We start from the raw sequence: 12,804 nt of genomic DNA, 5'->3' as shown, positions 1-12,804 counted from the left end.
AGCAGCCGAAGCGCCTCATCACCTGGGCCTGAAACCGACGACTTCCGAGGCCGGCGGGGTCCTCGGCCGGGACGTCTCAGACGAGGACCTCGATCCTCCACTGCGGGTCGCGGTCGTCCGTCCGGACGAAGACGCGCTTGGGGAGCAGCGAGCGGTCCTCGAAGAGGTCGCGGCCGAGCGCGAGGCCGTTCTGGTCGATGGCGTAGATCCCGTCCCGGAGTTCGTCGAGGGCGGTGATCGTGACGGCACCGTCCTCGTCGATCCGCTGGAGGCGCCAGACGGAGGCGGGGGAGTCGTCGGGCCGGACGGCGACCGGGGCGCGGTCGCTGCCCTCCGCGACGACGGTCTCCTCGGTGCCCTTCACGGTGAACCGGAACCCGTCGTCCGCCGGGCCGACCGCCCACTCCGCGGCCTGCTCCTGCTGCACGAGCAGGCCCACCAGGCGCCCGTCCAGGACCCCGACAGGGGCTTCCTTCGCGTACAGCCTGACGACCTTGACCATGTCCGACATCGAGCCTCCTGTGCTGAGTGCGGCAGTTGTCCCGATCCTGCCCGCACGGAGTCGGCGCGGGCCAGTGAACACGCAGGTGCGTACGGGCGATCCCCGGCCCGCGTACGGCCGTGATCGCCGGGACACACGGGGCGACGGGTGTACGGCTAGGGCATGACGATCCCCGTGGACCAGCTCTCAGACCCCGCCGTGCGTGCCTTCGTCACGGCCCTCAACGCCAACGACCAGACGGCCCTCACAGAGGCCATGACCCCCGACGCGACCATGTCCGACGACGGTTCCGAGCGCAATCTCCAGGAGTGGCTCGACCGGGAGGTCTTCGGCTCGCGCGGGCACATGGACGTCGAGTCCGAGTCGGACGGCGGGCGCGTTCTCGTCGCCGACTACCGCAACGACACCTGGGGCTCCATGCGGACCAAGTGGCAGTTCACCGTCGACGACGGGAAGATCTCCCGCTTCGAGACCGGCCAGGCGTAACCCCCGAGGCCATCGGCCGGGGCTAGCCCCGGCCGATGTACGGCATCGCCGTCGCCATGACCGTCGCGAACTGGACGTTCGCCTCCAGCGGCAGCGCCGCCATGTGCACCACCGTCGCCGCCACGTCCGCCGCGTCCATCACCGGCTCCGCCGCAAGCTGCCCGTTGGCCTGGAGGATGCCGGTCTGCATGCGGGCCGTCATCTCGGTCGCCGCGTTGCCGATGTCGAGCTGGCCGCAGGCGATCCGGTACGGGCGCCCGTCGAGCGACAGCGACTTCGTGAGGCCCGTCATCGCGTGCTTCGTCGCCGTGTAGGCGATCGAGTGCGGGCGCGGCACGTGCGCGGAGATCGAGCCGTTGTTGATGATGCGGCCGCCCTGCGGCTCCTGTTCCTTCATGGCCCGGAAGGCCGCCTGGGCGCAGAGGAACGCGCCCGTCAGGTTGACGTCGACGACCGCGCGCCAGGTCTCCGGGTCCAGGTCCTCGACGGGGACGCCGCCGCCCGCGAACGTACCGGCGTTGTTGAACAGCAGGTCGACGCGGCCGTACCGGTCGCGCACCGCGGCGAAGAGCGCCGCGACCTCCTCCGCGGAGGTCACGTCCGTCGGGACCGTCAGGAAGTCGCCGGACGGCAGGGCGGCGGCCGTCTCCTCGAGAGCCGTGGCCCTGCGGCCGGCCAGGGCCACCGACCAGCCCGCCTCCGCCAGGGCCAGCGCCACGCTCCGGCCGATGCCCGATCCCGCTCCCGTCACCACTGCGATGCTCATGGGCGCGCAGCGTACGCGAGACGCGTGCCCCATGAACTCATCCGTCCGACACGTGGATGTTCTGTACCCGACAACGTGACGTCGTCCCGTCCTCCTCGAATGGCGGAAGCGCAACATCCGTCCGGGGAGGGGCACATGGACCACGTACACGGCCACACATCAGGTCATTCCGAGGAACTCCGCGCCGCAGCACGTCACTTCGGCCGGCGCCGGTTCCTCACCGTCACCGGGGCGGCCGCCGCGCTCGCCTTCGCCACCCAGCTGCCCGCCGCCGGCGCCGCGGCCGCCGCCGAGCTCGACGGCCGGCGCGTCACCGAGGACCCGTTCACCCTGGGGGTGGCGTCCGGTGACCCGCTGCCCGGCTCCGTGCTGCTCTGGACCAGGCTCGCGCCCCGCCCCTTCGAGCCCGACGGCGGCCTGCCCGCCTCCCGTGTCTCCGTCCACTGGGAGCTCGCCCGCGACGAGCGCTTCACCCGGACCGTCCGGCGCGGCCGGGTCACCGCGCACCCGGAGTTCCGGCACGCCGTCCACGTCGAGGTCGAGCACCTCGACCCCGGCCACGTCTTCTTCTACCGCTTCCGCGTCGGCGACTGGACGAGCCCCGTCGGCCGCACCCGCACCGCCCCGTCCGCCGGCGCCCGGAACTCCGGCCTCAAGCTGGCCGCCGTCTCCTGCCAGGCGTACCACGACGGGTACTTCACGGCCTACCGCCACCTCGCCCAGGAGGACGTCGACGTCGTCTTCCACCTCGGTGACTACCTGTACGAGTACGCCGTCAACGCCACGGGCGGCGCCCGCGCCTACACCGACCGCACCCTCCCGGCCGTCCTCAACCGCGAGACCGTCACCCTGGAGGACTACCGGCTGCGGTACGGCCTCTACAAGTCGGACCCCGACCTGCGCGCCGCGCACGCCGCCCACCCCTTCGTCGTCACCTGGGACGACCACGAGACCGAGAACAACTACGCGGGCGGCACCCCCGAGAACGACGTCCCGCCGGAGGAGTTCCTGCTCCGACGCGCCGCCGCCTACCGCGCGTACTGGGAGCACCAGCCGCTGCGCCGCCCCCAGCAGCCGGAGGGCCCCGATATGCGGCTCTACCGCCGGCTGCGGTTCGGGAGCCTCGCCCAGTTCGACATCCTCGACACCCGCCAGTACCGCTCGGACCAGGCGTACGGGGACGGCTGGCAGGTCCCGGGGCCCCAGTCCGAGGACCCGGCCCGCACGATGACCGGCGCCGCGCAGGAGCGCTGGCTGCTCGACGGCTGGCGCGGCTCCCGGGCCGCCCGCTGGAACGTCCTGCCGCAGCAGGTCGTGTTCGCCGAGCGCCGCGACCGCTCCACCGCCGACTTCAAGCTCTCCATGGACTCCTGGGACGGCTACCCCGCCTCCCGGCAGCGGATCCTCGCGGGGGCCGAGGCCGCCGGGGTCGAGAACCTCATGGTGCTCACCGGGGACGTCCACGTCGGCTACGGCCTCGACCTCAAGGCCGACTTCCGCGACCCGGCCTCCCGGACCGTCGGCACCGAGATCGTCGCCACCTCGATCAGCAGCGGCAAGGACGGCGCCGACCGGCCGGCCAACTACGACAAGCTCACCCAGGCCAACCCGCACATGAGGTTCTACAACGGGCGGCGCGGCTATGTGACGGTCACGCTCGCCGCGGACAGCGCCCGCGCCGACTTCCGTACGGTCCCGTACGTCACGACCCCGGGCGCCCCCGTCACCACTGCCGCCTCGTACGTCACCGAGGCGGGCAACCCGGGCCTCACGCCCGCGTAGGCGCCACCTCGGAGGGATAGCGGACGCCGACGCGTTCCCGTACGGCGTCGAGCGTCCGCATGACCGCGAGCGAACCCTCCAGCGGCACGAGCGGCGACTCCGTCGCGCCCGCCCGCAGGCAGCGCATCACCTCGGCGGCCTCGTGCCGGAAGGAGTGCGGGTCGTCGCCCGCCAGGAACTCCTCCGGCTCCCGGCCGTCGCGGTGCAGCGTGAACCGCTCGGGGAAGAAGAAGCCGCGCGGCACCTCGATCCGGCCGAGCGTGCCCGTCACGGCCGCCGTCAGCGGGGTGTCCGCGACGAGCGAGCAGGACAGCAGCGCCGAGGCGCCCGAGTCCCAGCCCAGCAGCATCCCCGTGTTCAGGTCGACGCCCTCCGGCGAGATCAGCGCGTGCGCCTGGACCGAGTCCGGCTCACCGAGCAGCAGCTGCGCGAACGACACCGGGTACACCCCGAGGTCGAGCAGCGCCCCGCCGCCCACCGCCGGGTCCCGCAGCCGGTGGTCGGCGGCGAAGGGCCCCTGGAGCCCGAAGTCCGCCTGGACGGTCCTGACCTCGCCGACCGCCCCGTCCCGCACGAGCTCGGCGAGCCGCCGGACGAGCGGGTTGCAGTACATCCACATGGCCTCCATCAGGAAGAGGCCGCGGTCCCGGGAGAGGGTGACCAATTCCTCCGCCTCGCGGGCGTTGAGCGTGAGAGCCTTCTCGCAGAGCACCGCCTTTCCCGCCTCCAGGGCGAGCCCGGCCGCCTCCCGGTGAGCGTGGTGCGGCGTGGCCACGTACACGACGTCGACGTCCTCGTCGGCGAAGAGCCCCGCCCACTCCCCGTACGCGCGCGGGATCCCGAAGCGGTCCGCGAAGGTCTTCGCGGACGCCTCCGTGCGGGACGCCACCGCCACGACCTCGGCGCCGTCGAGCGTCAGGAGGTCCGTCGTGAACCGCTCCGCTATGCCGCCCGTCGCCAGGATCCCCCAGCGCACCGTGTCACCCATGTCCCCACCCGTCCCACAGAGGTCTCGACCATGCCGTTCGAGCTGAGAGCATAGGCAAGGATTCAACGAAATGGAGCAGTCGATGCCGGAGAGCGGCCAGAAAACAACACAAGGGCACATAACCGAGAGCACCCCGGTCGCCCCGGCGGGTCCCGTCACCGCCGCCCGGCGCGTGGGGCTGCTCGTCACCCTCGTCCTGGGCGGACTCACCGCCCTGCCCCCGCTCTCCATGGACATGTACCTGCCGGCGCTGCCGGAGGTCACCGGCGCGCTCCACGCACCGGCCGCCACCGTCCAGCTCACGCTCACCGCCTGCCTCGCCGGCATGGCCCTCGGCCAGCTCGTCGTCGGCCCCATGAGCGACAAGTGGGGCCGCCGCCGGCCGCTCCTCGCCGGCATGGTCGTCTACGTCCTCGCCACCGCCGTCTGCGCCCTCGCGCCCACCGCCGAACTGCTCATCGGCTTCCGGCTGCTCCAGGGCCTCGCGGGCGCCGCCGGCATCGTCATCGCCCGCGCCGTCGTCCGCGACCTCTACGACGGCGTCGAGATGGCCCGCTTCTTCTCCACGCTGATGCTGATCTCCGGCGTCGCCCCGATCGTCGCGCCGCTCATCGGCGGCCAGATCCTGCGGATCACCGACTGGCGGGGCGTCTTCTACGTCCTCACCGTGATCGGCGTCCTGCTGACCCTCGTCGTCTGGCGCTTCCTCGGTGAGACGCTGCCGCCCGAGCGGCGCCACGAGGGCGGCGTCGGCGACGCCCTGCGCACCATGCGCGGACTCCTCGCCGACCGGGTCTTCGCCGGCTACATGCTGACCGGCGGGCTCGCCTTCGCCGCCCTCTTCGCGTACATCTCGGCCTCGCCGTACGTCGTCCAGGAGATCTACGGGGCCTCGCCGCAGACCTTCAGCCTGCTCTTCGGCGTCAACTCGATCGGCCTCGTCGTCGTGGGCCAGATCAACGGCAAGCTCCTCGTCGGCCGCGTCAGCCTCGACAAGGCGCTCGGCTGGGGCATCGGGACCATCCTGCTCGCCTCGCTCGCCCTGGTCCTCATGACGACCGGCGTCTTCGGCGAGGTCGGGCTCGTGCCCGTCGCCGCCGGACTGTTCGTCCTCATGTCCGCGATGGGCCTGGCCCTGCCGAACACCAACGCCCAGGCGCTGATGCGCACCCCGCACGCCGCCGGCTCCGCCTCCGCGCTCCTCGGCACCTCCTCGTTCCTCATCGGCGCCGTCGCCTCCCCGCTCGTCGGCATCGCGGGCGAGCACACGGCCGTCCCGATGGCGGTCGTCCAGCTCACCTGCGCCGCCCTGTCCCTCGCCTGCTTCCTGGGCCTGTGCCGCCCGTGGCGGTCGAGCGGGGCGACGGGAGCCTGACCGACAGGGCACCCCCTGGGGGGTGCCCGGCGGGTCAGTACCCCGGCGTCCTGCCCGCCGCGACCATCCTGACCCGCTCGACCTGGACGTTCGAGGCGTGCTCCAGGCCGGCGGTCTCGGTGTCGTTCGCGTCGATGTGCGCGACGACGGTGCCGATGCGCAGGACCACGTCGGCGGAGCTGTCGTCAGCGGAAGCCACGGTCTCGTCGGCGACGGTGACCAAGGTCACCGGCTTCGCCGGCTCTCCGTACTCGGCGGAGGACTTCAGCTTCGCGGCGGCCAGACCCTTCATGACGGCGCCCGCCTGCTCCTCCGTCCCGAAGGAGTAGAGCCTGAACTCCACGCGCGTCCCGTCCGAGCCGCCCCGGGCCTCCATGTCCTTGCCCCCGATGGCGATGAGACCGGTGCACGCCATCCCCGCCTCCTTGGCGCAGTGGTCGACGGCCTCGGGCCCCTGGCCCGCGAAGGGATCGCCCCCGGTGAAGACGTCGCTCACCTCGGACTCGACCGGCAGCGCGTTCATCAGCCCCGTCGAGTCCAGCGGGACGGCCTTCGGCGCGTTCGGTTGCACCTCCCCGGGAACGCCGGGCGCCTTCTCGCTCCCGGCGGCCGGGATGCTCTCCTCGCATCCCGTCAGCGCCAGCACCAGCACCGCTGCCACGGCAGCCCCCCGTACGACAGCCTTCACATGAACTCCTCGGTCGATCGAATATCAGCCAAAACTTGGCATGAGCACTCAACATCATCGGCAGGGCGTCGACCAACTCCGGTGCCCCGCCCGGACGGTCGTGACCAGCGCTTCCGGGCGGCCGGGGCCCGGGGCACGGCCACTTAGAATGTCGCGGTGAACGCCCCCGCCTCCCCGCCCTCCGCCGAGTCCCTGCGCGCCGCCCTCGCCGGGCTCCTCGCCGGACTGCCGCCCACCCAGGCGGCCCGCGCCGTCGAGCGGCTGATCGCCAACTACCGGGGCACCACCCCGACGGACGCCCCCGTGCTGCGCGACCGCTCCGACGTCGCCGCGTACGCCGCGTACCGGATGCCGGCGACCTTCGAGGCGGTACGGGGCGTCCTCGACGCCCTGCGGGAGGCCGCGCCCGACTGGGCGCCGGCCACGCACACCGACGTCGGCGGCGGCACCGGCGCGGCGAGCTGGGCCGTCGCCGAGGCCTGGGAGGAGGCGCCGCCCCGGACCACCGTCCTCGACTGGGCCGAGCCCGCTCTCGCGCTCGGCCGCGAGCTGGCGGCCGGCGCCCTCGACGCCGAGTGGCGGCGCGAACGGATCGGCACCGCACTGCGGCTCGCGGACACCGACCTCGTCACCGTCTCGTACGTACTCAAGGAACTGACCGAGGCCGACCGCACGGCACTCGTGACCGAGGCGGCGCGCGCCGCGCAGGCGGTCGTCATCGTCGAGCCCGGCACCCCCGACGGCTACGAGCGGATCATCGCCGCCCGCACCCTGCTGATCGACGCCGGATTCACCGTCGCCGCGCCCTGCCCGCACAGCGGGGCCTGCCCCATCGTGCCCGGCACCGACTGGTGCCACTTCTCGGCCCGCGTGAGCCGCTCCTCGCTGCACCGCCAGGTCAAGGGCGGCTCCCTGCCGTACGAGGACGAGAAGTACAGCTACGTCGCCGCCACCCGCTTCCCGGTGACCCCCACGGTCTCCCGCGTCACCCGCAGGCCGCAGATCCGCAAGGGCCTGGTCCAGCTCGAACTCTGCGGCTCCGACGGGCTTGCCCGGGAGATGGTCACCAAGCGCCACGGGCCCCTGTACAAGCAGGCCCGCGACACCGAGTGGGGCGACTCCTGGCCGCCGGAGCAGGACGCCTAGCGCCTGCTTCGGCGACGGATCGATTCGGCTAGGGCCTGAGCTCCTGCGTGCAGCACTTCACGCTGCCGCCGCCCTTGAGGAGCTCGCCGAGGTCCATCCCGACCGGCTCGAAGCCCCGCTGCCGCAGCGGCTCGAAGAGGCCCACCGCCGCCTGCGGCAGCAGCACGTGCAGACCGTCGCTCACCGCGTTGAGCCCCAGCGCCGCCGCGTCCTCCTCCGTCGCGATCAGCGCGTCCGGGAAGAGCCGGGCCAGTACCGCGCGGCTGCCCGGTGAGAAGGCGGCCGGGTAGTACATGACCTCGTCCCGGGCGTCGTCCAGGACGCACAGCGCCGTGTCCAGGTGGTAGTAGCGCGGGTCCACCAGCTCGAGCCCGATCACGGGCCGGCCGAAGAACTCCTGCGCCTCCCCGTGGGCGAGCGGGCTGGAGCGGAAACCGCGCCCCGCGAGGATCCACGAGGCGGTGACGGCGAAGTCGCCCTCGCCCTCGTTGACGTGCTCCGGGAGCCGGACCGCTTCGTCAGGCCAACCGTTCCTGCGGAACCAGGACAGGTGCGCGGCGGCCTCGTCGGACCGCTCGGCATGGGCGAACCTCGCGCCGAGGACCCGGCCGTCGACGACGGTGGCGCCGTTCGCCGCGAAGACCATGTCCGGCAGCGCCGGATCGGGCGTCAGGAGCTCCACGGTGTGGCCGAGCGCGCGGTAGCGGTCGCGCAGGTCCTCCCACTGGGCGAGGGCCAGCGGCAGGTCGACCGGTTTCGTGGGGTCCATCCAGGGATTGATCGAATACGTCACCGAGAAGTGCGTGGGTGGGCACATCAGGTAACGGCGGGGCGAGGACGTGCGCGGAGTGGGGCGCAAAGAGGGCTCCTCACGAACGGGCGGACGGAAGAACCGAAGATCGGTGGACCCATGGTCCGCCCTGCGCGCGTCCCGCGCTGTGGACCGTTCGGGTGGTTCCGCGCCCCACCCTGTCCGGCGCGCCGCGCACCCCGTTTCCGCACCCCGCTTTCACACTCCGGTCACCCGGGGCGCAGGATGGTGGGACCATGGGCAGAGCCGAACAGGCGAGCATGAGCTGTGAGGGGATAGATGGGCGACGGTATCGGCCGCTACCGCGGCACGGAGAGCAAACTCGCACAGTGGCTGCGCAGGCGCCCGAAACGCACCGCGGCCGACGAAGAGAACGACCGCGAGAAGCTGCTCCTGGCCACCGCCGCCGCCGGGCTGCCCCTGGCCCCCGCCGCGTATCCCGTCGGCTACAGCTGTTCCTGTGAGCGGATCGGCTGTCCCACCCCCGCCCGGCACCCCGTCTCCTTCGCGTGGCAGACCCAGTCGACCACCGACCGCGCCCAGATCGAGCGCTGGGCGCGGAACGAGCCCGAGGCGAACTTCGTCACCGCCACCGGAATGGTCCACGACGTCCTCGACGTCCCGCTGGCCGCCGGCCGCGCCGCCCTGGAGCGCCTGCTCGCCGAGGGCGTCGAGGTGGGGCCGGTCGCCGAGTCCGCCGAAGTCGACACGGTCGGCGGGCGCATGCTCTTCTTCACCGCCACCCGCGGCACCCCCGAGGACGAGGACGAGTGGTGGCCCTGTGAGCTCGACTGCCACCCGGAGACGATGGACGAGCACCCGGGGCTGCGCTGGCACTGCCGCGGCAGCTACGTCCTCGTACCGCCGGCCCGGCTGCCCGGTGACGAGGACGCCCCTCCCGTGGTCGCCTGGGTCCGCGGCCCCGAGCACCCGCTGCCGGACCCGCTGAACCTCCTGGAGACCCTCACCGACGCCTGCGCGCGCCACGCGGCCGAGCGGCAGGCCGAGGGCGACGGCGAGCACACCGCCCACGAGATCGCCTGGCCGCTGACCCGCTGAAGGTTCTGCTGACCCGCTGAGGGGTTCTTACGAGCCCACCGCGCCGACCACGCCCTGGAGCCGGCCCGCGACCGTGACCCCGTCCCGGTCCGTGCCCGCCGGTTTCACCAGGACCACCTGGTCCGACACCCACTCCTTGGTGACGGTGTTCTTCACGTCGCCGGTCAGCAGCGCCTTGATGTCCGGGCCGACCTTCGGCCGGTAGCCCGCCGCCGCCGTCTGCCGTTCGAAGTACCGGGTCGCGAAGAAGACGAACGCGCCGCCGTCCTTCGTCCGCAGCCCCAGCGGGGCGAAGTCCCCCTGGTCCGCGACGCGGTCGATGTACTGGGTCGCGAGCCCCGGCCGCTTCGCGCCCTTCTGCCGCTCCTCGCGCCACAGCGAGGTGTGCGGGCCCGCCGTGTACGGCCCCGGCTTCCCGTCCTGCAGATACGCCACGTACTGCGCCCCGAGGTCCTCGGGCGCGACGGCGAAGGCGTCGCTGTCCGCGGCGACCGGCACCGCGTACCCCTCCTCCTCGGCGAACTCGGGCACCGCCTGCGGGCTGAGGACCACCAGGTGGGCGACCTCCCACAGCTGCTGGGGCCCGTTGCGCACGAAGGCGAGGACCCAGCGCTGGTCGGCGCGGCCCTGGTCGACGTCCCGGTTCGAGTCGGTGTCCGCGAGGAACCAGCGCGGCCAGCCGGCCTTGCGGGGCACGACGAACCGCGCGTCGGTCAGTTCGAGGGGCTGGTGGTTCGGGTTGCCGCCGGGGTTCGTGACCGCCCGCGAGCGCAGCCCCGCCTGGTTGATCGCCCCGAGCGGACCGGTCACCCGGCCCGCGTCCAGGGCGGGGTCATGGGCCTTGTCGGCCCGGTTGTAGGCGGCGGTGAAATCGGCGAGGGCCTGCGCGGCCTCGTCCTTCGTCACCGCCGGAAGCAGCGCCGTCTCGCCGTGGACCGTCACGCAGCCGCTCGCGGTCAGCGCCAGCACGGTCGCCGCGGCGGTGGCCGCCAGCGCCCTCACCGGTCGTGCCGCGAGACGCTCAACCGGTCGTCTCGGCGCTCGCCTCAGCCTCAGCCTTCTCATCGGTCGCCTTCTGCTTCTCCACCCGCACGGACGGACCCGACCCTATCGGGGCGAGGAACAGCGCGAGCGTCGGGACCAGATACAGCGCCCACACCGTGACCTGAAGGACCGTCGGGTCCGGCTGGAAGTTGAAGACGCCCTTGAGGAGCGTGCCGTACCAGCTGTCCGGCGGGATCGTCGCCGAGACGTCGAAGGCCTTGTTCGCGAGGCCGTCCAGGAAGCGCGCCTCCTGGAGGTCGTGCACGCCGTACGCGAGGACGCCCGCCGCCACCACGACCAGCATCCCGCCGGTCCAGGTGAAGAACTTCGCCAGGTTGATCCGCAGCGCGCCCCGGTAGAACAGCCAGCCGAGGACCACCGCCGTGACGAGCCCGAGGACGACCCCGGCCAGCGGCTCGTACGTGCCGTCCGACGAGGCCCGCACCGACGCCCACACGAAGAGCGCCGTCTCCAGGCCCTCGCGGCCCACCGCCAGGAAGGCGGTGGCGACCAGCGCGCCCGTGCCCATCTGCAGGGCCGCGTCCAGCTTGCCGTGCAGCTCGGCCTTGAGGTGCCGGGCCGTCCGCCGCATCCAGAAGACCATCCAGGTCACCAGGACGACCGCGACGATGGACAGCGAGCCGCCCAGCAGCTCCTGCGCCTCGAAGGTCAGCTCCTGGGAGCCGAACTCGAGGCCCGCGCCGAAGGCCAGCGCCACACCCACGGCCACGCCGATGCCGATCCAGATCGGCTTCAGCGCGTCCCTGCGCCCGGTCTTCACCAGGTACGCGATGAGGATGCAGACGACGAGGCTGGCCTCCAGGCCCTCGCGCAGGCCGATCAGATAGTTACCGAACACGTCGGTGCTCCTTCTCCGTCAGCTCCGTCAGGAGAACAGCGCCCGGCCCCACCAGTCGTCCTTGTCCCGGACGCCCGGCGGGACCGCGAACAGCGCCGAACCCACGTGCTGGATGTATTCGTTGAGGGCGTCGGCGCGGCCGAGCGAGGTCTGCACCGGGATGAAGCCGGTCCGGACGTCCTTCTGGTACGCCAGGAAGAACAGGCCCGCGTCCAGGCGGCCGAGGCCGTCCGTGCCGTCCGTGAAGGAGTAGCCGCGCCGCAGGATCGTCGCCCCGCCGTTGGTGTCCGGGTGCGCGAGCCGGACGTGCGAGTCCGGCTTCATCGCCTTCAGGAACGGCTCGTCGTGCTCCTTGGCCTTGCCGACCGGCGCGCCCTCGCGCTTGTCCCGGCCGAAGATGTCCTCCTGCTCGCCGAGCGGGGTGCGGTCCCAGGTCTCGACGTTCATGCGGATGCGACGGGCGACGAGATACGAACCGCCGTCCATCCAGGCCGCGGCACCCGCCGCGTCCTTGCCGGAGACCCACACGTGCTTCGCGAGCCGCTCGGTCTCGGTGCCCGCGATGTTGCGGGTGCCGTCCTTGAAACCGAAGAGGTTGCGCGGGGTCTGGGCGTCCGGGGTCGTCGAGGACGTCTTGCCGAAGCCCAGCTGCGACCAGCGCACCGCGACCTTGCCGAAACCGATCCGCGCGAGGTTCCGGATGGCGTGCACGGCGACCTGCGGGTCGTCCGCGCAGGCCTGCACGCAGAGGTCGCCGCCGCTGCGCGCCGGATCCAGGTTGTCGCCCGGGAACTTGGGCAGCTCCACCAAGGCCCCGGGCCGCTTGTCCTTCAGCCCGAAACGCCCGTCGAAGAGCGTGGGGCCGAAGCCGATCGTGAGGGTGAGACGGGAGGGCTTGAGGCCGAGGGCCTCGCCGGTGTCGTCCGGCGGCGCCTCCGGCAGACCGCCGTACGCGCCCTCGCCGACCTCGGCGCCGGCCGTCATCCGCTCGGCGGCCCGCGTCCAGTCCTTGAGGAGCTGGACGAGCTCCGCACGGTCCTTCGTCTTCACGTCGAAGGCGGCGAAGTGCAACCGGTCCTGCACGGCGGTGGCGATGCCGGCCTGGTGCGGGCCGTGGAAGGGCACGGCGGCGCCGGTGTCGGCGACGGGCGCGGTGCCCTCGCCGTCCCCGGCCAGTGCCACGGCGCCGCCCGCCGCGGCGGCGCCGAGCGCGAGCCCCGCCCCGCCCCAGCCGATGACCTTGCGGCGGGAGGGCGCGGCCCCCGCCGTCTGCTCCTGGTTCTCCTCGGACATGCCCG

At 72.8% G+C, this 12,804-nt stretch carries 13 protein-coding genes; 5 read left to right on the top strand and 8 right to left on the bottom strand.

The genetic code is table 11. The annotated features are described in order from the left end of the window. Positions 1–76: 76 nt before the first annotated feature. Positions 77–511 carry a ricin-type beta-trefoil lectin domain protein gene (locus SGA01_RS33560; protein WP_141301416.1) on the bottom strand — a complete coding sequence of 145 codons (435 nt, stop codon included), beginning with the start codon at positions 509–511 and terminating at the stop codon, positions 77–79. A 153-nt stretch (positions 512–664) separates the two neighbouring features. On the opposite strand from SGA01_RS33560, the gene SGA01_RS33555 reads away from it, so the two are divergent. Next, positions 665–988: a nuclear transport factor 2-like protein gene (locus tag SGA01_RS33555; protein WP_141301414.1), complete on the top strand. Its 324-nt coding sequence runs from the start codon at positions 665–667 to the stop codon at positions 986–988. Positions 989–1,010: 22 nt separating this feature from the next. Here the strand turns inward: SGA01_RS33555 and SGA01_RS33550 are convergent, their stop codons facing one another. Next, on the bottom strand, positions 1,011–1,787 hold the full coding sequence (locus tag SGA01_RS33550) for an SDR family oxidoreductase (RefSeq protein WP_141301412.1): 777 nt from the start codon (positions 1,785–1,787) through the stop codon (positions 1,011–1,013). 102 nt (positions 1,788–1,889) lie between these two features. Between SGA01_RS33550 and SGA01_RS33545 the strand changes: the two genes are divergently transcribed. Then, on the top strand, positions 1,890–3,536 hold the full coding sequence (locus SGA01_RS33545) for an alkaline phosphatase D family protein (protein ID WP_141301410.1): 1,647 nt from the start codon (positions 1,890–1,892) through the stop codon (positions 3,534–3,536). Here SGA01_RS33545 and SGA01_RS33540 read toward each other — a convergent pair. Further along, positions 3,523–4,524 (bottom strand): Gfo/Idh/MocA family protein, encoded by a 1,002-nt coding sequence (locus SGA01_RS33540; RefSeq protein WP_141301408.1) that lies wholly within the window; start codon positions 4,522–4,524, stop codon positions 3,523–3,525. The two genes, SGA01_RS33545 and SGA01_RS33540, sit on opposite strands and share 14 nt — an antisense overlap. 70 nt (positions 4,525–4,594) lie before the next feature. Between SGA01_RS33540 and SGA01_RS33535 the strand changes: the two genes are divergently transcribed. Then, the gene (locus SGA01_RS33535; RefSeq protein ID WP_371866252.1) at positions 4,595–5,899 is read left to right on the top strand and encodes a multidrug effflux MFS transporter; all 1,305 of its coding nucleotides are present in this window, start codon (positions 4,595–4,597) and stop codon (positions 5,897–5,899) included. A gap of 34 nt (positions 5,900–5,933) precedes the next feature. Here SGA01_RS33535 and SGA01_RS33530 read toward each other — a convergent pair whose 3' ends face one another. After that, complete coding sequence (locus SGA01_RS33530) at positions 5,934–6,560, bottom strand: hypothetical protein (protein ID WP_141301406.1); 627 nt, start codon at positions 6,558–6,560, stop codon at positions 5,934–5,936. Between the two features lie 183 nt (positions 6,561–6,743). On the opposite strand from SGA01_RS33530, the gene SGA01_RS33525 reads away from it, so the two are divergent. After that, on the top strand, positions 6,744–7,733 hold the full coding sequence (locus SGA01_RS33525) for a small ribosomal subunit Rsm22 family protein (protein ID WP_141301404.1): 990 nt from the start codon (positions 6,744–6,746) through the stop codon (positions 7,731–7,733). Positions 7,734–7,761: 28 nt separating this feature from the next. On the opposite strand, the gene ddaH is transcribed toward SGA01_RS33525, so the two are convergent. Then, positions 7,762–8,592 (bottom strand): dimethylargininase, encoded by an 831-nt coding sequence (gene ddaH / locus SGA01_RS33520; protein ID WP_359098588.1) that lies wholly within the window; start codon positions 8,590–8,592, stop codon positions 7,762–7,764. A gap of 231 nt (positions 8,593–8,823) precedes the next feature. On the opposite strand from ddaH, the gene SGA01_RS33515 reads away from it, so the two are divergent. Then, entirely contained in the window at positions 8,824–9,603 is a 780-nt protein-coding gene (locus SGA01_RS33515; RefSeq protein ID WP_141301400.1) for a bifunctional DNA primase/polymerase, read from the top strand. A gap of 27 nt (positions 9,604–9,630) precedes the next feature. Here the strand turns inward: SGA01_RS33515 and SGA01_RS33510 are convergent, their stop codons facing one another. From SGA01_RS33510 to efeB, 3 genes are read right to left on the bottom strand one after another with little or no spacing between them, the layout of a single operon-like run. Beyond that, on the bottom strand, positions 9,631–10,668 hold the full coding sequence (locus tag SGA01_RS33510; RefSeq protein ID WP_141301398.1) for an SCO2278 family lipoprotein: 1,038 nt from the start codon (positions 10,666–10,668) through the stop codon (positions 9,631–9,633). Further along, complete coding sequence (efeU, locus tag SGA01_RS33505; protein ID WP_141301396.1) at positions 10,625–11,506, bottom strand: iron uptake transporter permease EfeU; 882 nt, start codon at positions 11,504–11,506, stop codon at positions 10,625–10,627. The genes SGA01_RS33510 and efeU overlap by 44 nt, the downstream gene beginning before the upstream one ends. 27 nt (positions 11,507–11,533) lie before the next feature. After that, on the bottom strand, positions 11,534–12,799 hold the full coding sequence (gene efeB, locus SGA01_RS33500; RefSeq protein ID WP_141301394.1) for an iron uptake transporter deferrochelatase/peroxidase subunit: 1,266 nt from the start codon (positions 12,797–12,799) through the stop codon (positions 11,534–11,536). Positions 12,800–12,804: the final 5 nt, after the last annotated feature.

It is taken from the genome of Streptomyces gardneri, from assembly GCF_006539185.1.
Taxonomy (GTDB): Bacteria; Actinomycetota; Actinomycetes; order Streptomycetales; family Streptomycetaceae; genus Streptomyces; species Streptomyces gardneri.
Note: the sequence above shows the minus strand (reverse complement) of the source record. Positions and strands in the feature narration are given on the sequence as shown.